Raw genomic sequence first — 16,627 nt, 5'->3', positions numbered from 1 at the left:
ACTTGCGCAGCAAGTCGTAGGCCGCGCGGGCCCGGAAGGCGCCGGAGCGAAGGGACCCCGAAGCGTAGCGTAGGGGCCGTATGATGGAGCGCACGGCTTTGGTTACTTTGGCCACGACCAAAGTAACCCGCCGTAAGGGCGGAAAGGTGAATCAGCGTCTCCATCGCCAATGGATATGCTCAAAAAGCCCAAAACCCAAACAACCAAACAATCAAAGCGGCGAAGCGATCGCCTTGTCGATAGCCGCCCTGAACACCGGATCATCCGGCTTGGTCAAACTCGAAAAACTCCCGATCACCTTCCCCCGCCGATCCACCACATACTTGTAGAAATTCCACCTAGGCGCACTGCTCTGCCGAGCCAGCTCGACGAACAACGGAATCGCATCCTTGCCCCGCACCGGCTGCGCCTTGGTCATGGTGAACGTCACACCATAATTGGCGTAACAGACCTTGGCCGTCTTGTCGCTATCGGCATCTTCCTGCTTGAAATCGTTGGACGGCACCCCGAGCATCTCCAGCCCCTTGCCGTGGTAGTCCTTGTAGGTTGCTTCGAGCCCCTCGAACTGCGGGGCAAAACCGCAATAGCTGGCGGTATTGATCACCACCAGCGGCTTGCCGGCAAAACGCTCGCACAAGTCGATTTGCTCCTTGCCCCGCAACTCCGGCAGGCTGCCCTGCAGCAGTGCCGGGCAATCCGCCGCCCAACTCGAAGTAGCAGCCACCCAGGCCAGCACGGGTATCGTCAGCCACCATGCACGCATTGTTTAGTTCTCCTGCAAGACATTCCCTGACAGTGCAGGGTAGCGCCTAACACAGGCTCATGCCCAACTGCATCAACGCCAACCCGCCCTTCTGCCAGCCCCACCAGACCAAGGCCAACACCAGCAACGCGGCAAGGGCCAGCAGTGCCCGCCCCAGCAAACGGTTCATACCGCCTGGGCCTGCAAGCGCGCAACTGGACGCTCACGCACCGGCCAATTCAAAGCGGCTGCCAGCAAGCTAAGCAGGATCGAGATTTGCCAGACCAGGTCGTAGTTGCCAGTCCGGTCATACACCACGCCCCCCAACCAACCGCCCAGGAACGCACCCAACTGGTGGAACAGGAATACGATGCCCCCCAGCATGGACAAGTTACGCACACCAAACAGCGTGGCCACGGTGCCATTGGTCAACGGCACCGTGGACAGCCACAACAGGCCCATGGCGATACCGAACAGGTAGGCGCTGAACTGAGTGACCGGTGCCCAGAGGAACAGCACGATCACCACCGCACGCAGCAGATAGAGGCCGGTCAGCAGACGCGGCTTGGACATGCGCCCGCCAAGCCAGCCCGCCGTATAGGTACCGACGATATTGAACAAGCCCACCAGCGCCAGCACCGTGGTACCGGTGGTCGCGGCCAGGTGCTGGTCTACCAGGTAGGCCGGCAGGTGCACCCCGATGAACACCACCTGGAAACCACAGACGAAAAAACCCAGGGCCAGCAACCAGAAGCCGGAGTGCGTACACGCCTCACGCAGCGCCTGGCCGAGGGTCTGCTCGACGCCTTGGCTGGGCAGCGGACGATCACGCAGCAGGCTGACAAACGGTACGATCAGCGCCACCAGTAAGCCCAGCACCAGCAGAGCCGCCGACCAACCCAACCACTGAATCAGCCCCTGGGTGCCCGGCAACATGGCGAATTGGCCGAACGACCCCGCCGCACTGGCGATGCCCATGGCCATGCTGCGCTTTTCCGGTGCCACCGCGCGCCCCACCACACCGAGAATCACCGAGAACGAAGTACCGGACAAGCCAATACCGATCAGCAGGCCGGCACTGAGCGACAGCGACCAGGGGGAATCGGACACGGCCATCAGCAACAGCCCGGCGGCGTAGAGAATGCCACCGATGATCACCACCTTCGCCGCGCCAAGGCGGTCGGCGAGAGCGCCGGAGAACGGCTGCGCAAGCCCCCAGATCAGGTTCTGCAAGGCGATGGCGAAAGCGAACACCCCCCGCCCCCAGCCGAAGTCGGCGCTCATCGGCGCCAGGAACAGGCCGAATCCATGCCGCACACCCAATGACAACGCCAGGATCAGCGCCGCCCCCAGTAACACCCACCCGCTGGTCCGCCACACGGAAGTCATTGTCGTTCTCTCCAGCACATCGCAAGGTTTATACGGGTATATACCCGCTTTTAGTCATACCGCATCACGCCAGGTGCTCCAGCATCCGCACCAGCACCTCACGCTGCCCTTCGCCCAGTTGCTCGACCAGCTGTGCCTGTGCCTGCTCCCAGGCCGGGCATGCGGCCTCCAGCCGCGCCCTGCCCGCCTCGCTCAGCAAGACCACACGGTTACGCTGGTCGTCACCTTCGGCCAGCTGTACCAGGCCGTCCGCCTCCAGCACCCGCAAGTTGCGCCCAAGCGTGCTGCGTTCCAACCCCATGGCCTCGGCCAGGCTGGTGATACTGGGGCGGTCGAGCCGCTGCAGGTGTCGCAGCAGCGAAAACTGGGCAACGTTGATGCCGAAACCGGCAAGGGCTTCGTCGTAGCGGCGGCTCACCCCGCGGGCGGCACGACGTAGATGGGTACAGATGCATTCACTGGTCAACATAGATACGTGTATATACCCGCGATATGGATGTTGCAAGACGTTTCAAAGTAACACTCAAGGCCGCAAACGTCGGGCAATCGGTTCGAATGCCGCTGTCGCCGCGCGTTCAACGGGGTCAGGAGTGCCCTGCTCGGCAGCCTGCCAATAGCCCCACGGTACCTTCGTCGTGCCCAGCTCATAGTCCATGCCATCCCAGCTGTCCTCACGGAAGCTGTAGAACGCCCAGTGCAATTGTTCACGGTCAAGCACCGTGAGGACATCCTCCAGGTACTGCCGACAACCGGCAAGCCGTCGCATGCAACCGAACTCACCGACCACCAGCCTTGAGCGCGGCAGCTTGATTCCATCAGCCCAGGCCAGGGGCTGACGCAGGTAATCGGCGACCCGTTTCGCATCCCACTGCTGCACCTGGCCGGCAAAGGGTACTTGGCCGGGATACGGGTAGGGGTGTTCACGGGCCAGGTTCGGCGCACTGGTGGCGGCATAGGGCTCATACATGTGCACGCTGTATAGCACGCGCGGGTCGTCCAGCGCTTCGGGCCAGTAACCGAAGGCATCGGCGGCGGCGTACCAGCCAGCATCGAGCATCACCGGTGTTTCGCTGTCGACTTCACGAACAGCCGCCAGCAGTTGCCTGTACAAGGCTGGCAGGTCACGCGCGCTGCCCTTCTGCTGGGCATACCACCGTTTCATCTGCCCAGGATCGGCATGCTCGGCCAGGCCACCCTGCTTTTCCGGAGCCGGTTCGTTGATCAGGTTGTAGGCGGCGATGGCTGGATGGTCTTTCAGTGCCCGGGCCAGGTCACGCCAGAAGCGAGCCGACTGCTCCCAGTAGCGCTTCTCCTGCCACAGGCGATCGTCGAACCGGCCCTGGTTGTTCTGCGCCCAGCGCATGCCGGGCAACGACAGTGGCGTGATCACAACCTTGAGGCCGGCTGCATGGGCGCGGTCGAGCACAGCGAGCAGTTGCTTCAGGTCGGCCTCGACCAGCCCCTTGTAATCGTCGGCATCGCCGAGCAGAAAGTCGCGGCGCGCCGGGTGCCACTTGTCGTAGGAGAGCCGCACCCAGCTGGCGCCGTATCCATCGAGCGCGTTGAAATAGGCTTGCTCCGGGGGCAGGCGGTTGAAGCTGTTGCCGCCGTGGCGTGGCGTGTTCCAGAAGCCGATGAGATCGGCGGCATTGAGTGGGGAGGCCGCAAAGGTCAGCAGGCAGACGAAGATCCAGTGGCGCATGCAGTGCTCCTGGCAAAAAGAAGAGGCGTTCGAGGATACGTCAGGTTTCCCGTGCAAGCCTCCGAAGCGTCAGCAGGCAACTTCCCTTCCACCGGCAAGCCGGCTCCTACGTGAGCACGACGCCAGGCACTCCCCGCCCAGTGGGCGCCGGCTGACCGGCGAAAGGGCCGGAACAATCAAACCATCAAAGCCAGCCCAACCACCACCGCCAGCTCCAGCAGCTCCACCATCGCGCCTGCCGTATCGCCGGTGCCCCCCCCCAACCGAACACACATCAACCGCCGCAACCAGAGGAATACCCCAAGCGACAGCAGCAGCATCCAAAGCACAGGCAAGCCCCCCAGTACGCTGCAAGCCAGCACGCTCCCGAGCAAAACCCAACCTGCGGCCTTGCGCGGCAGATGTTCGGCCAGGGCAGCGCCCAAGCCGCCCGCTCGGACATAGGGCGTGGTGATGAACAGCCCGAGCATCGCCGCCCGCCCGACCACGGGCGCCAGCACCAGCCAGCCAGCGGTGCCACACTCGACCAGCACCCATAGCGCACAGAATTTCAGCAACAGCACCAGCACCAGGGTGACCACGGCAATCGGCCCGCTGCGCGGATCCTTCATGATCTGCAAGGTGCGCTCGCGATCACCGAATCCGCCCAGCCAGGCATCGGCGCTGTCGGCCAAGCCATCCAGGTGCAAGGCGCCACTGAGCAGCACCCACAGCGCCAACAGCAACGCCGCATGCAGCGGCGCCGGCGCCCCTTGAAGCAGATGGCTGGCCAGCCACAGCAGCAGGCCGAATAGCAGCCCGACCACGGGATAGAACAACAGCGAGCGCCCCATCTCGTTCGGTGTCGGCATGCCCGGCAGGCGTACCGGCAAGCTGCTGAGAAACTGCAAGGCGATCCAGAACGGCAGCATCTCAACCCAACTCGCGCAACTGGTCGCCTTCGCAGACCAGCCGTTTCAACGCACCATGCCCGACTTCGACGTGCAGCAACTGCTCCCGTGGCAAACCACGGGCCTGTGCCAACAGCAGCCGCATCACACCACCGTGGGTGACCAGCAACACACGCTTGCCCGTGTGCTGGCACGCCAGCCTGGCGACTGCCGCGTGTACCCGTGTGGCAAATGCCAGCACCGCCTCGCCGCCGGGCGGCGTGAAGGCATAGGGGTCATTCCAGAACAGGCCAAGGGCATCGGCTTCGGTTTGCATGATCTGCGCCGCACTGCGCCCTTCCCACTCACCAAAATGCAGTTCGCGCACATCCGCCTCGCGCTGCACCGCCAGCCCCAGGCGTGCGCCCAGTTCGTCAGCGAACAACCCGCAACGTTGCAGCGGCGAGCTGACCAGCACATCCCAAGGGCCGGCCTCGGCCACCGCCTGGCGCATCTGCGTCCAGCCAAGCGGTGTCAGGGCATCGTCCAGGCTGCCGCGCAGGCCACCGCCGAGCGCCGTCTCGCCGTGGCGCAGCAGGTCGAGGATCATGCCGGGCGATCCGCCACCGCGGCTTCGGCGAAGGTTGCCATCTGCCCGTGCAGGGCACAGGCCAGGCGAATCAGCGGCACGGCCAGGGCAGCGCCACTGCCCTCGCCGAGGCGCAGCCCCAGGGCCAACAGCGGCTCGGCTTGCAGGGCGGCAAGCAAAGCCTTGTGCCCAGGTTCCGCACCCTGGTGGGCGAACAGCAACCAAGGCTGGCACTGCGGATTGAGGCGCACCGCCACCAGGGCGGCGACGCTGCAGATAAAACCATCGACCAGTACCGGCAGCCCGTGCTGGGCACAGGCCAGGTAGGCGCCCACCAGTGCGGCGATCTCGAAACCGCCGACATGCCCCAACGCACGTAGCGGCTCGTCGGCACGCAGCCCATGCAGCACCAGGGCACGCTCGATCACCTCGGCCTTGTGCCGCACACCGGCGCTATCCAGGCCGGTACCCGGCCCACTCAACTCACGCGCCGGGCACCCCATCAGCGTGCAGGCCAGGGCGGCGGCGGCCGTGGTGTTACCAATCCCCATCTCACCGCCGATGAACAGTTGGGCACCCTGTTCGAGCGCGCGCAGGGCGCTGTCGCGGCCAGCTTGCAAGGCACCAGCCAACTGGGCGTCGGTCATTGCCGCCTGACGGGCGAAGTTGCCGGTGCCCGCACCCAGGCGCAGATGGCGCACGCCCGGCAGCTCCAGCGACGGGTCGACCGTACCGAGGTCGACCACTTCCAGGCTCGCCTCCAGCTGCCGTGCCAGCACGCTGATCGCCGCGCCGCCCGAAACGAAGTTGCGCAACATCTGCCCGGTGACGGCCTGTGGATACGCAGAGATACCCTCCTCCACCACACCATGGTCACCGGCGAATATCGTGATCGCCACCTGCCCCAAGGTGGGGCGCTCCCGCCCTTGCAAACCGGCCAGGCGAATCGCCAGGCCTTCGAGCTGGCCGAGGGAACCGGTGGGTTTGGTCAGCTGTTGCTGACGAGCGCGGGCCTGGTCCATGGCGGCGGTATCGAGGGGTTGGCAGGCGTCGCGCCACCACGTCTGGGTCATAGAGCAGGTCCTTTGAGCATGAGAGGTAGGCCGGCCACGGTGAGCACCACGCGCTGGCAGCGCGCGGCCACGGCCTGGTGCAGCAGGCCGGAAAGGTCGACGTAGCGCCGGGTCAGTTCGCCCATGGGCACCACGCCCAGGCCGGTTTCGTTGCTGACCAGGATGATCGTGCCGGGCAGTTGCTCCAGGCAATCGAGCAGCGCATCGCGCTCCTGGACGATGCGCAGGTCATCTTCGAGCATCAACAGGTTGGTCAACCACAAGGTGAGGCAGTCCACCAGCAGGCAGCGCCCTTCAGCCGCCTCGGCGCGCAGCACGGCGGCCAGGGCCAGGGGTTCTTCGATCAACCCCCAGTCGGCCGGGCGGCGTTCACGGTGCAAGCGCACGCGCTCGCTCATCTCACCGTCCTGGGGTTCGCTGGTGGCGATATAGGTTACCGGCAGGCTGCTGCCCGTGGCCAACTGTTCGGCCAGGCGGCTCTTGCCGGAGCGGGCACCGCCCAGGATCAGATTACGCATTGGCGGTCACCCCACACAGTTGGCGTAGGCGCACGGTATCCAGGTGCTGCTCCACCAGGTCGGCCAGGCGCTCGATATCGTGCTCGCGCAGGGCCTCGTAGTCGATGGTCTGTGCATCCGCAAGCCCGGCCCAGCGCAGCAGCGCGGCGCACGACTGGCTGCCTTCGAACAGCCCGTGCAGGTAGGTGGCGAGGATCTGGCCGTCGGCGCTGATGGCGCCATCGATGCGGCCATCGTCCAACTGGACGGCCGGATGCTCAAGGCCCGGACCGTGGGTCACACCCGCATGGATCTCATAGCCGGACACCGCCGCCTGCTCCAGGTCGAGGGTACCGGCGACATTACGCAGCTGCTTTTCAGCGTCCAGCACGGTGCTGTAGTCCAGCAAGCCGAGCCCGGCGCTGGAGCCCGCCGGCCCTTCCAGGCCCAGCGGGTCGTGCACTTCATGGCCGAGCATCTGCAAGCCGCCGCAGATACCGATTACCTTGCCGCCATAACGCAGGTGCCGGGCGATGGCACTGTCCCAACCCCGATCGCGCAATTGCGCCAGGTCGGCGCGCACGCTCTTTGAGCCGGGCAGAATGATCAGGTCGGCGGGCGGGATCGGCTGGCCCGGACCGATGAACTGCAGGTCCACCTGCGGGTGCAGGCGCAGAGGGTCGAAATCGGTGTGATTGCTGATGCGCGGCAACACCGGGACGATCACCTTGAGCACGCGCTCGCCTTTGACCGCCTGGCGTACGTCGATGGCATCCTCGGCCTCCAGGTGCAGGTCGGTGACATAGGGCAGCACGCCCAGCACCGGCTTGCCGGTGCGCTGCTCCAACCAGTCGAGGCCCGGTTGCAGCAAGGCGATGTCGCCGCGAAAACGGTTGATGACAAAGCCCTTGACCCGCGCCTGCTCACTCGGTGACAGCAGCTCCAAAGTGCCGACCAGGTGGGCGAACACACCACCCCGGTTGATGTCGGCGACCAGGATCACCGGGCAGTCGACTGCCTCGGCGAAACCCATGTTGGCGATATCACCGGCGCGCAGATTGATTTCGGCGGGCGAGCCGGCACCCTCCACCATCACCACCTGATAGGCCTGGCGCAGGCGCTCATGGGAGGCCAGTACCGCCTGCATGGCAATGACCTTGTAGTCGTGATAGGCCACGGCGTTCATGCTGGTGACCGCACGCCCATGCACGATCACCTGGGCGCCAGTATCGCTGTTGGGCTTGAGCAGCACCGGGTTCATGTCGGTGTGCGCTGCCAGCCGGCAGGCCTGGGCCTGCACCGCCTGGGCCCGGCCAATCTCGCCGCCGTCGGCGGTGACTGCGCTGTTGAGCGCCATGTTCTGCGGCTTGAACGGCACCACGGCGACGCCCTGGCGCAGCAGCCAGCGACACAGGGCGGTGACCAATGTGCTCTTGCCGGCATCGGAAGTGGTGCCTTGCACCATGAGGGTGGTCATGCCGAATCCTTCTGGTAATCCGCCAGGGCCTGTGCCAGGCGTTGTTCATCTGCCGCGTTGGCAGGCAGCCCCAGGCGCACGGCGGGCGGTTGTGCAAACAGGCGCACCAGGATGCCGCGCCGGGCAAGAAAATCATGCAGGTGCGCGGCGTGTTCGCCGCGCACGTACTGGAACAGGTCGCAGCCACCGCTCGGCGCCAGGCCGGCGTTTTGCAGCGTTACCACCAGACGCTGGCTGGCCCGCGCGCAACGTTCGATCTGCCCTTGATGCGCGACGATGTCGGCGAAGCAGGCCTGGCCGATCATCCGCGTCGGCCCGCTGACCGTCCAGGGCCCCAGCAGGTCGGCCAGCTGTTGCAGCAGTGATTTTTCTGCGACCACGAAGCCAAGCCTTACGCCAGCGAGCCCGAAAAACTTACCGAACGAGCGCAGCACGATCAGCCCTGGGCACTCGGCGCAGTCGACGATGCTGTGTTCAGGCGTGTTGTCCATGAACGCTTCATCGACCAGCAACCAGCCGCCCCGCGCGGCCAGACGCGCGTGCCAGGCCAGCAATTGATCGCGGGGGAAACGGCGCCCAGTGGGGTTGTTGGGGTTGACCAACAGCAGCACATCGAGGCTGTCGAGTGCGCCCTCCAGCTGGGCCTCGTCCAGCTCAACGAGCGTGTGCCCGGCGCGCTGCCAGGCATGCGGATGCTCGGCATAACACGGCGACAGAACACCGACCCGACCCGCCACACGCAAATGCGGCAACGCCTGGATAGCCGCCTGGGAGCCGGCCACCGCCAGCAACTGGCGCACGCCATAGTACTGCCGCGCCGCCTGTTCCAGGCCGTCCTCGGTTTCCGGCAAGCGCGCCCAGGCATCCTGTGGGATCGCGGGGATCGGGTAGCTCCACGGCGCGATGCCGCTGGACAGATCGAGCCAGTGCTCACGGGCGATCCCGTAGTGTTCTACCGCACGCAGCAGGCGCCCACCGTGCTCAAGCATTCCAGTAGCCTCCCAGGCAAATCACCAGCAACCACAGCCACACACCACGCTGCACCAGGTTCCAGCCGCGCTCGATGGCGTCGGCATCGGCCATCGGCCCGTCACCCAGGCGTGGACGCTCATGCAACTGGCCGTGATAAACCGCAGGGCCACCCAGCTCCACACCCAGCGCCCCCGCGCCGGCAGCCATGACCGGGCCGGCATTGGGGCTGTCCCATTGCGGCCCCTGCCGGCGCCAGCAATTCATGGCCAGCCGGGTCTTGCCCAGCAGCGCGTAGGTTAGCGCCACCAACCGGGCAGGTATGTAGTTGAGCCCATCGTCGATACGCGCCGCGCACCAGCCGAAACGCTCGAAGCGTTCATTGCGATAACCCCACATGGCATCCAGGGTGTTGCTCAGGCGATAAAGCACCACACCTGGCGCGCCGGCGATCACGAACCAGAACAGCGCGGCGAACACAGCATCGCTACCGTTTTCCAGCACGGATTCGGTGGCCGCCCGGGCTACTGCCGGCTCGTCCAGCTCGCGGGTTTCCCGGCTGACCAGGTAGCCGACCCGCCGCCGCGCCTCTTCGAGGTCACCCTGGCGCAATGCCTGGGCCACCGGCAGCACATGCTCGCCCAGGCTGCGCAGGCCAAGCGCGCAGTACAGGGCCAGCACATCGACGATCCAGCCGATACAGGGCAACCAGGACAGGATCAACGCCACCAAGGTCAGCGGCACCACGGCCAGGAACCAGGCACTGACGCCATGGCTGCGCCAACCGCGGCCTGCGGCATTGAAACGCCGCTCCAGGCTCTTGGCCAGGTTGCCGAAACCCACCAGTGGATGCCATCGTTTCGGCTCGCCGAGCAAGGCATCCAGGGCCACGCCCGCGACAGTCAGCAGGGCCACGCTCATGGCCGCTCTCCCCATTGGTTCTCGTAGAGCATTTCATGCAACGGCCGTTGCTCGGCCCAGTCTTCCAGCACCAGCATCGGTGCGGGATAAAACGCGGTTACAGGCCCCAGGCACAGCACTGCCACCGGCTTGGCGCCTGCAGGCATGCCCAGTAGCTCAGCCAGAGCCAGCGGGTCGAACAGTGACACCCAGCCCATGCCCAAACCTTCGGCCCGGGCCGCCAGCCACAGGTTCTGGATGGCGCAGGCGAGCGAGGCCAGGTCCATCTCGGGCAAGGTGCGGCGCCCGAAGATATGCGGCTCGCGGTTGTCCATCAACGCGGCTACCAGTACCTCGGCGCAATCGCTGATGCCCTCGACCTTGAGCTTCATGAATTCATCGGTGCGCTCGCCCAGCGCCTCGGCGGTACGCACCCGCTCCTCTTCCACCAGCACCTGGATGCGCGCGCGCAGCTCACGCTGGCTGATACGGATGAAGCGCCACGGTTGCATCAGCCCGACACTGGGGGCCTGGTGCGCGGCAGCCAGCAGCCGGGCGAGCAATGCCGGGGCGACTTCGCCACCGGCGAAATGGCGCATGTCGCGACGCTCGCCGATGGCACGGTAGATGGCTGCGCGCTCGGCCTCGCTGTAGGCATGTTGGTTCATGGTCGCAGCAGCGCCGCCGCCGCGTCGGGGTTGGAGGGGAAGTAGAAATGCACGTAGGACGCAGTCAGCCGGCCCAGACGGTAGACCGCTTCGTTGCCGCGCCCACCATTGGGGCTCAGGCCTCGGGCAATCGGCTCGAGCACCGTCTCGGTCAGCGAGTGGTGGTAGGTATGACCGCGCAGGGTGCCTTCCGGCAGCTCGACTGCTTGCAGGGCCAGCGCTGCCAGGCGCTTCTGCATGGTCGCCTCGCCCGGCAGCAGGCCGAGCAGCGCGGCACGCTCGCCAGCCACGTCGGTCAGCGCATCGAGCAAGTAAAGCATGCCACCGCACTCGGCCAACAGGGGCTTGCCTTGGGCATGGTGGTTGCGGATCGCCTCGAGCATTGGCGCATTGGCCGCCAGGGCATGATGATGCAGCTCCGGGTAGCCGCCTGGCAGGTACAGGCTGTCGATCACCGGCAGCTCACGGTCATGCAGCGGCGAGAAGAGTTCGATCCGTGCACCGAGATTGCGCAGTAGCTCAAGGTTGGCGCCATAGGTAAAGGCGAAGGCTTCGTCGCGAGCCACGCCGATACGCACACCGGCCAACGAAGTCCCGGTGTCGCAGCGTTCCGGCGCGGCAAACGTCACCGGCGGCGGCAGGGCCGCATCGCAACTGGCTGCCAGTGCCTCGGCGGCGGCATCCAGACGCGCATCCAGATCATTCAATTCACTTGCCTGCACCAACCCGAGATGCCGGCTGGGCAACTCGATGCCACGCTCGCGGGACAGCCCGCCGTACCAGCGCAACCCCTCGGTCAGGCTGCCTTCGAGCAACTGCGCATGGCGCAGGCTGCCGACCCGGTTGGCCAGCACGCCGGCGAACGGCAGGTCGGGCTGGTAGCGCGCCAGGCCCAGGGCCAGGGCGCCAAAGGTCTGAGCCATGGCCGTGCCATCGATCACCGCCAGCACCGGCACGCCAAAATGGCGCGCCAGGTCGGCGCTCGACGGTGTGCCGTCGAACAGCCCCATTACCCCCTCGATCAGGATCAGGTCGGCTACGCCCGCCGCCTCCCACAGCAGGCGGCGGCTCTCCTCTGCACCGATCATCCACAGGTCCAGCTGGTAGACCGGCGCACCGCTGGCGCGCTCGAGAATCATCGGGTCGAGGAAATCCGGCCCACACTTGAACACCCGCACCTTGCGCCCGAGGTTACGGTGCAGGCGGGCCAGGGCAGCGGTGACCGTGGTCTTGCCCTGGCCGGAGGCCGGGGCGGCAATGAGTACCGCCGGGCAATGGCGAGCGTCACTCACAGTTCAACGCCCTTCTGCGCGCGGATACCGGCCTGGAACGCATGCTTGAGCATGCCCATCTCGGTCACGGTGTCAGCCAGCTCGATCATCTCGGGCTTGGCTGCACGGCCAGTGACGATTACATGTTGCATCGGCGGACGGGCCTGGATGTCCGAAAGCACCTGGTCGAGGTCGAGGTAGCCGTGCTTGAGGGCGATGTTCAGCTCATCGAGCACGACGAACTGGATCGACGGGTCCTGCAGCAACTGGCGCGACACGGCCCAGGCGGCCTCGGCGGCGGCGATGTCGCGCTGACGGTCCTGGGTCTCCCAAGTGAACCCCTCGCCCATCACGTGATAGCGCACCTGCTCGGGAAAACGCCGGAAGAACAACTCTTCGCCAGTGCTGTTGCGGCCCTTGATGAACTGCACCACGCCGCAGTGCATGCCATGCCCCAACGCGCGGGCGAGCATGCCGAAGGCCGAGCTGCTTTTGCCCTTGCCATTGCCGGTCAGCACCAGCAGCAGGCCACACTCGTTGGGGGAATTGGCGATGCGTTCGTCGATGATCGCCTTCTTGCGCTGCATGCGCGCCAGGTGGCGTTCGTCGCGGTCGGTGGATTCGCTCATCAGGGTTCTCCGCAGGCTGCCACCGGCGGGTGACAGGTAATAGGCGGGCAGACGGAGAACACGCAGGGACCGTGGCGCAGGCCACATCGCACCGCGCATCACCCTCCGTGATGCCGTTGGCAGTGACAGGCCGGTCTCCGGGCTCATGAGTGGGGCCATGCCCAGGCCACGCGCCTTCCCGGATCGCGAAATCCAGTGGCCATGCGCAGCCGTCGACTCATCTACCGTTGCGGGGGCAGCGCCGGAATCGCACCTTGCTGGCGCCCACCGGCTTCCCAGTTTCACCCTGCCGAACATAGATTCGCAGGGCACCTGAAACACGCCGCGAAGGTTAGAGGGTTGCACCGGGAGCGTCAATCGAACGAGGGCCGATCTGGCCTGGATCAATGGCCGATCCGCCAGCTTGTGCCACAATCAAAGCAGTGATATCACATAGCCACCATTTCGGCTGACCTCGATCACAATGACAAGGAGAGCGCAGCATGCAAGGCCTGATCATCAACAACCCGAGCCTGGAGTTCCTGCGCCCGGCCCTCGAGCGCTGGGTCGACTGCATCGATCGCTTCAACCAGATCCAGGGTGACAACGAAGCGCCCTACTGGCATGGCGCGGCCGCCAACGTCGGCGTGCTTGCGGCGGCTGCCTGGCAAGGCGAGCTGGTGACGCTGGAACAATACGCGAGCAAGAAACAGCGCGACGAGGGTGAACGCGAGGGGCGCTGCGACCTGTCGATCAGCAGCGCCGAAGCGACCGTGCACCTGCGCGCCAGCCAGCGCTGGCCACGCATCGCCCGCCTGGACCTGGCGGCGGCCCTGCAGGAGACCGCCACCCTGGCCAAGCCGATTGCCTATGCCAGCCAGCTCAAGGCCGGCGCGCTATTCGTCACCCCCTGGAAGGCCGGCCAGCACGCCAGCCCCGAGGAACTGCAAGACCTGGTAGACGACCTGCAGAAGCACACGGCCTGCGCCCTGGCCTGGTACTTCCCTTATGCCTATCGCAAGCTGCACAACGAGCTGGGGCAGTACTTCCCAGGGGTAGCGTTACTGCTCAAACAGGCCTGAGAATCGCCACCTCAGTTGGCGCCGGTGGTGACAACCTGCGTGTCGGCAGGGAAGAAACGCTCCACCAGCGCCGCCGTCTTGAAGCGTGCCTTGTAGGCGTCACGGTCAAACAGCAGGCCTGTACGCAGATCGTAGACCGACCCCGAAGTTGGCTTGGGGACCTGGCGGAGCGTGACATGTATGAAACGGTAATGCTCACCATAGACCTGCTCCAGATGGTCGATCCGGAAATAGTGGCCTGGCAGAAACAGTGTCTCGCCCTCATCCCAATAGAGGGAAAACGCGCTGATCGGCGTGCCCCCCTGGTAGTGATTGGCTGGCAACTCGAACACCACTGAGCTGTCGTCGAACACACCCGGCAGATTGCCCGGCGCGTTTACGGAAGGTCGAGAAGCGAATTCCGCCACCTTGTAAGGGTTTTCGGTAAACGAGGTCAGGTCGGTATTGACCAGCACATCACCGACACGCAACCGTCCGTTTCGATAGTTTTCGCCACTGGTACCCCGTGAGCTGTGCCCGCCTCGATACAAGCTCACCTCGTTGCTGCGTGGCAGCTCGTCGAGGTTATCGGCAAGTTCGCGGATGTAGATATCCTCGTCATCGTAGCGATATGTGCCAGAACGGAACACATCGTTAACCTTCGACTCGTCGCTGGTGTAGTACTCGATCAAGGAATTGAAGTACTCCCGATCATAGCGATACGAGTAATACGCCACGCCATCGACAAGTATGCAGTCCAGGCCGTGCGCGTCCACATCGGGCACCTGGTCACGAGTCAGTTGCGGAATCTGGCTGGACTGCAGCAACGCTTTCTGACGGTGCAACGCTGCGGCGGAAGACTTTCCGCTGCGTGCCACGTCGGTGGCAAGATGACGATTCCAGAACTGCGACGTGGTGCTGGGCATACCTTCCACTTCCGGTGGCGCGCCACCGAGCAGCCCTGGCGGCACCAGCAGTTCCCACTCGCCCGATTCGCTCAGGCGTACCGGATACAAGGGACCGAAGGCAAATGGATTATGTGTCGGCACAATCTGCCAGACCTGCAAGCCATAGTTGTAGCGAACCCGGTACGACAAACCATGCAAGGCTATCCAGCAACTGCCATCAGAGCCGATTCGGATGCCCCGCAGGCGCCCGGCGCTGACCAGCTCACCATTGATGACCAGGTTACTCTCACGCCCATCTAGCGTTTGCGTGGCAGCGCTGGACACCTCCCATTGGCTCAGGTTGGCATCCACCTCGTTGGCCGGCGCCTCGTAGGCCAACGAGGCAAAGCTCGACTGGAACCCCAGGTCGGTCATGTTCAAGGCGGCGAACAGACTATCGAGCATGGCATCGCGCAACGCGCTCTTGCGAGTCTGCTCGTCCATGGTATGCAGGGCCGCGTCGATATCCAGCCCCAACTTACCCAGGCTAGCCCCCAGCAGCATCAGCGTCATTGGCCACCCGATAGGGGCGAAGCCGCCAAAGACCTTGAGGAACGCTGAGAGATAGCCGCTCCACATCGCCTTGCGCAATTCGGCGTTGCCCAAAATCGCCGTGGCGTTGTCGTTCATCTCGGTGGTGGCCTGGTTGGTCAGGTAGGTGAAGATGTCTGCGTTGATTGGCCTTTTGAGGTCGTCGAGCAGGACCAGCGCGGCCTGCCCGGAGTCGCTGTTGGCGATGCTTCGCAGGTGAGTCTTGACCGAATGGGCACGGGAAGGGTCTCGGGCATCGGTATGGGCTGCCTTGACATAGCTGGCCAGGGTGTCGGCATCTTGCAGTTGCGTTCGCAGCCACTGCGCCAAGGCCAGCTCGGACGCAAAGCTCTTGAACACTTCAGTGGCCCATGGTCGATACAGGAGTACCCGATCACCGGTTAACGCAAAACAGTAGAGACAACCTCGGTCACCCTTGTCCAGCATGTAGCGGCTGACCGGTAATGGGCTTGCTGAACTGTCCTGGCGAAGCTTATCCAGTGTCGGAAAGGTGCCGTCGACCAGGCCATCGGCAACCATCGCCCGCAATTGCACCCAATCACCTCGGCTGATTCGAGCATCACGGGCTGCCAGCACCGCCTGCCCTAACAGGTTGACCTTGGCCAGCACGCGAAAATGTTGCGCGTACTTCCTCCAGAAACGGGTGATTTCGGTGCGGTAGGCCACCGCGAAGTCCAACGCCCACAGGTCCTCCTGGACTTTGCTGCCAAGCATGGCCACTTCGTTACGCTCGTCGAAATAACTGGCTTGCCGCCCTTGGCGATAGAAACCGCCATACAAGTCAAGCTCATCCGGCGCCTCCTGAAACCTGACATCGAAACGCTTGATCACCAACTCGACCAGCCGCAACGATTTCACCGGCGGGCCGCTGTGCTGCCAGCCGGTGAAGCTGAGATGGCTGGTGCTGGCCGATGCGAACTGGTGCCACCAGATGAAACGCGGATCGATCGCCTTGCCCGTGTGCTTGAGCACGATGCGCTGCGCATGCCGGGTAGCCAGCACATAGGGATCGGGGTACTCGCGGATGATCTCATCCACCAGACGAACCAGCGGTCGCCCTGCTTCCAATGCGTCGAAGCTACGCTCCACTCGGTCTTTGATAGTGCTCATGGCCCACTCCCGGGATGTCGTTATCGAACGGACATCCTGGCCACATGAGCAGCAAAACAAGCGGTAGATGTTTGTATGGATTGAGCCGCTCCCATGGAGCGAAACTCAATCCATTGACCTGACACAACCTGTGTAGGAGCGCTTTAGCCGCGCCCCCCCCGTAAAAGGGGACCAGACACCGCGATACTTCATCGCGGCAGAAG

General features: G+C 64.6%; 17 protein-coding genes and 1 riboswitch. Of the genes, 1 reads left to right on the top strand and 16 read right to left on the bottom strand.

Translation table 11 applies throughout. The features are described 5' to 3' along the window. Positions 1-211 precede the first annotated feature (211 nt). The 15 genes from IM733_RS00375 to cobO all read right to left on the bottom strand — a co-directional run bounded on the left by IM733_RS00375 (position 212) and on the right by cobO (position 12,775). Positions 212-763 carry a glutathione peroxidase gene (locus IM733_RS00375; protein WP_248919058.1) on the bottom strand — a complete coding sequence of 184 codons (552 nt, stop codon included), beginning with the start codon at positions 761-763 and terminating at the stop codon, positions 212-214. 46 nt (positions 764-809) lie between these two features. Beyond that, positions 810-932: a hypothetical protein gene (locus IM733_RS25510; RefSeq protein WP_011532684.1), complete on the bottom strand. Its 123-nt coding sequence runs from the start codon at positions 930-932 to the stop codon at positions 810-812. Further along, positions 929-2,131 (bottom strand): MFS transporter, encoded by a 1,203-nt coding sequence (locus IM733_RS00370; protein ID WP_011532683.1) that lies wholly within the window; start codon positions 2,129-2,131, stop codon positions 929-931. The genes IM733_RS25510 and IM733_RS00370 overlap by 4 nt, the downstream gene beginning before the upstream one ends. A gap of 64 nt (positions 2,132-2,195) precedes the next feature. Further along, complete coding sequence (locus IM733_RS00365; RefSeq protein ID WP_248919057.1) at positions 2,196-2,600, bottom strand: MarR family winged helix-turn-helix transcriptional regulator; 405 nt, start codon at positions 2,598-2,600, stop codon at positions 2,196-2,198. A 54-nt stretch (positions 2,601-2,654) separates the two neighbouring features. Beyond that, positions 2,655-3,833: a glycoside hydrolase family 5 protein gene (locus tag IM733_RS00360; RefSeq protein WP_248919056.1), complete on the bottom strand. Its 1,179-nt coding sequence runs from the start codon at positions 3,831-3,833 to the stop codon at positions 2,655-2,657. A 176-nt stretch (positions 3,834-4,009) separates the two neighbouring features. Then, on the bottom strand, positions 4,010-4,744 hold the full coding sequence (locus IM733_RS00355) for an adenosylcobinamide-GDP ribazoletransferase (RefSeq protein WP_248919055.1): 735 nt from the start codon (positions 4,742-4,744) through the stop codon (positions 4,010-4,012). 1 nt (position 4,745) lies between these two features. Then, complete coding sequence (locus IM733_RS00350; RefSeq protein WP_248919054.1) at positions 4,746-5,312, bottom strand: histidine phosphatase family protein; 567 nt, start codon at positions 5,310-5,312, stop codon at positions 4,746-4,748. After that, on the bottom strand, positions 5,309-6,364 hold the full coding sequence (gene cobT / locus IM733_RS00345; protein ID WP_248919053.1) for a nicotinate-nucleotide--dimethylbenzimidazole phosphoribosyltransferase: 1,056 nt from the start codon (positions 6,362-6,364) through the stop codon (positions 5,309-5,311). The genes IM733_RS00350 and cobT overlap by 4 nt, the downstream gene beginning before the upstream one ends. Beyond that, complete coding sequence (gene cobU / locus IM733_RS00340; RefSeq protein ID WP_248919052.1) at positions 6,361-6,882, bottom strand: bifunctional adenosylcobinamide kinase/adenosylcobinamide-phosphate guanylyltransferase; 522 nt, start codon at positions 6,880-6,882, stop codon at positions 6,361-6,363. Before cobU ends, cobT begins: the two co-directional genes overlap by 4 nt. After that, positions 6,875-8,338: a cobyric acid synthase gene (locus IM733_RS00335; protein WP_248919051.1), complete on the bottom strand. Its 1,464-nt coding sequence runs from the start codon at positions 8,336-8,338 to the stop codon at positions 6,875-6,877. The genes cobU and IM733_RS00335 overlap by 8 nt, the downstream gene beginning before the upstream one ends. Then, a complete protein-coding gene (gene cobD / locus IM733_RS00330; protein ID WP_248919050.1) occupies positions 8,335-9,327 on the bottom strand; it encodes a threonine-phosphate decarboxylase CobD in 993 nt (330 codons plus the stop codon). The genes IM733_RS00335 and cobD overlap by 4 nt, the downstream gene beginning before the upstream one ends. Beyond that, on the bottom strand, positions 9,320-10,228 hold the full coding sequence (cbiB, locus tag IM733_RS00325; protein ID WP_248919049.1) for an adenosylcobinamide-phosphate synthase CbiB: 909 nt from the start codon (positions 10,226-10,228) through the stop codon (positions 9,320-9,322). Before cbiB ends, cobD begins: the two co-directional genes overlap by 8 nt. After that, complete coding sequence (gene bluB / locus IM733_RS00320; protein ID WP_248919048.1) at positions 10,225-10,875, bottom strand: 5,6-dimethylbenzimidazole synthase; 651 nt, start codon at positions 10,873-10,875, stop codon at positions 10,225-10,227. The genes cbiB and bluB overlap by 4 nt, the downstream gene beginning before the upstream one ends. Continuing rightward, positions 10,872-12,167, bottom strand: a complete 1,296-nt coding sequence (locus IM733_RS00315) for a cobyrinate a,c-diamide synthase (RefSeq protein ID WP_248919047.1) — start codon at positions 12,165-12,167, stop codon at positions 10,872-10,874. The genes bluB and IM733_RS00315 overlap by 4 nt, the downstream gene beginning before the upstream one ends. Further along, positions 12,164-12,775, bottom strand: a complete 612-nt coding sequence (cobO, locus tag IM733_RS00310) for a cob(I)yrinic acid a,c-diamide adenosyltransferase (protein ID WP_248919046.1) — start codon at positions 12,773-12,775, stop codon at positions 12,164-12,166. Before cobO ends, IM733_RS00315 begins: the two co-directional genes overlap by 4 nt. Positions 12,776-12,886: 111 nt before the next feature. Beyond that, positions 12,887-13,106: riboswitch (cobalamin riboswitch) on the bottom strand. Between the two features lie 151 nt (positions 13,107-13,257). Here cobO and IM733_RS00305 point away from each other — a divergent pair. After that, complete coding sequence (locus IM733_RS00305) at positions 13,258-13,836, top strand: hypothetical protein (protein ID WP_248919045.1); 579 nt, start codon at positions 13,258-13,260, stop codon at positions 13,834-13,836. A gap of 11 nt (positions 13,837-13,847) precedes the next feature. Here the strand turns inward: IM733_RS00305 and IM733_RS00300 are convergent, their stop codons facing one another. Further along, the gene (locus IM733_RS00300) at positions 13,848-16,424 is read right to left on the bottom strand and encodes a dermonecrotic toxin domain-containing protein (protein WP_248919044.1); all 2,577 of its coding nucleotides are present in this window, start codon (positions 16,422-16,424) and stop codon (positions 13,848-13,850) included. Between the last annotated feature and the right edge of the window lie 203 nt (positions 16,425-16,627).

Origin of the sequence: Pseudomonas entomophila (assembly GCF_023277925.1) — a bacterium.
GTDB classification, from domain to species: domain Bacteria; phylum Pseudomonadota; class Gammaproteobacteria; order Pseudomonadales; family Pseudomonadaceae; genus Aquipseudomonas; species Aquipseudomonas entomophila_D.
Note: the sequence above shows the minus strand (reverse complement) of the source record. Positions and strands in the feature narration are given on the sequence as shown.

What these genes read in the sequence shown, in the direction of transcription:
- cobT (WP_248919053.1), bottom strand. Translation starts at nt 6,364, where the DNA reads ATGACCCAGACGTGGTGGCGCGACGCCTGCCAACCCCTCGATACCGCC.
- IM733_RS25510 (WP_011532684.1), bottom strand. Translation starts at nt 932, where the DNA reads ATGAACCGTTTGCTGGGGCGGGCACTGCTGGCCCTTGCCGCGTTGCTG.
- IM733_RS00355 (WP_248919055.1), bottom strand. Translation starts at nt 4,744, where the DNA reads ATGCTGCCGTTCTGGATCGCCTTGCAGTTTCTCAGCAGCTTGCCGGTA.
- cobU (WP_248919052.1), bottom strand. Translation starts at nt 6,882, where the DNA reads ATGCGTAATCTGATCCTGGGCGGTGCCCGCTCCGGCAAGAGCCGCCTG.
- cbiB (WP_248919049.1), bottom strand. Translation starts at nt 10,228, where the DNA reads ATGAGCGTGGCCCTGCTGACTGTCGCGGGCGTGGCCCTGGATGCCTTG.
- IM733_RS00370 (WP_011532683.1), bottom strand. Translation starts at nt 2,131, where the DNA reads ATGACTTCCGTGTGGCGGACCAGCGGGTGGGTGTTACTGGGGGCGGCG.
- IM733_RS00365 (WP_248919057.1), bottom strand. Translation starts at nt 2,600, where the DNA reads ATGTTGACCAGTGAATGCATCTGTACCCATCTACGTCGTGCCGCCCGC.
- bluB (WP_248919048.1), bottom strand. Translation starts at nt 10,875, where the DNA reads ATGAACCAACATGCCTACAGCGAGGCCGAGCGCGCAGCCATCTACCGT.
- IM733_RS00335 (WP_248919051.1), bottom strand. Translation starts at nt 8,338, where the DNA reads ATGACCACCCTCATGGTGCAAGGCACCACTTCCGATGCCGGCAAGAGC.
- IM733_RS00375 (WP_248919058.1), bottom strand. Translation starts at nt 763, where the DNA reads ATGCGTGCATGGTGGCTGACGATACCCGTGCTGGCCTGGGTGGCTGCT.
- IM733_RS00305 (WP_248919045.1), top strand. Translation starts at nt 13,258, where the DNA reads ATGCAAGGCCTGATCATCAACAACCCGAGCCTGGAGTTCCTGCGCCCG.
- IM733_RS00360 (WP_248919056.1), bottom strand. Translation starts at nt 3,833, where the DNA reads ATGCGCCACTGGATCTTCGTCTGCCTGCTGACCTTTGCGGCCTCCCCA.
- cobO (WP_248919046.1), bottom strand. Translation starts at nt 12,775, where the DNA reads ATGAGCGAATCCACCGACCGCGACGAACGCCACCTGGCGCGCATGCAG.
- IM733_RS00350 (WP_248919054.1), bottom strand. Translation starts at nt 5,312, where the DNA reads ATGATCCTCGACCTGCTGCGCCACGGCGAGACGGCGCTCGGCGGTGGC.
- cobD (WP_248919050.1), bottom strand. Translation starts at nt 9,327, where the DNA reads ATGCTTGAGCACGGTGGGCGCCTGCTGCGTGCGGTAGAACACTACGGG.
- IM733_RS00300 (WP_248919044.1), bottom strand. Translation starts at nt 16,424, where the DNA reads ATGAGCACTATCAAAGACCGAGTGGAGCGTAGCTTCGACGCATTGGAA.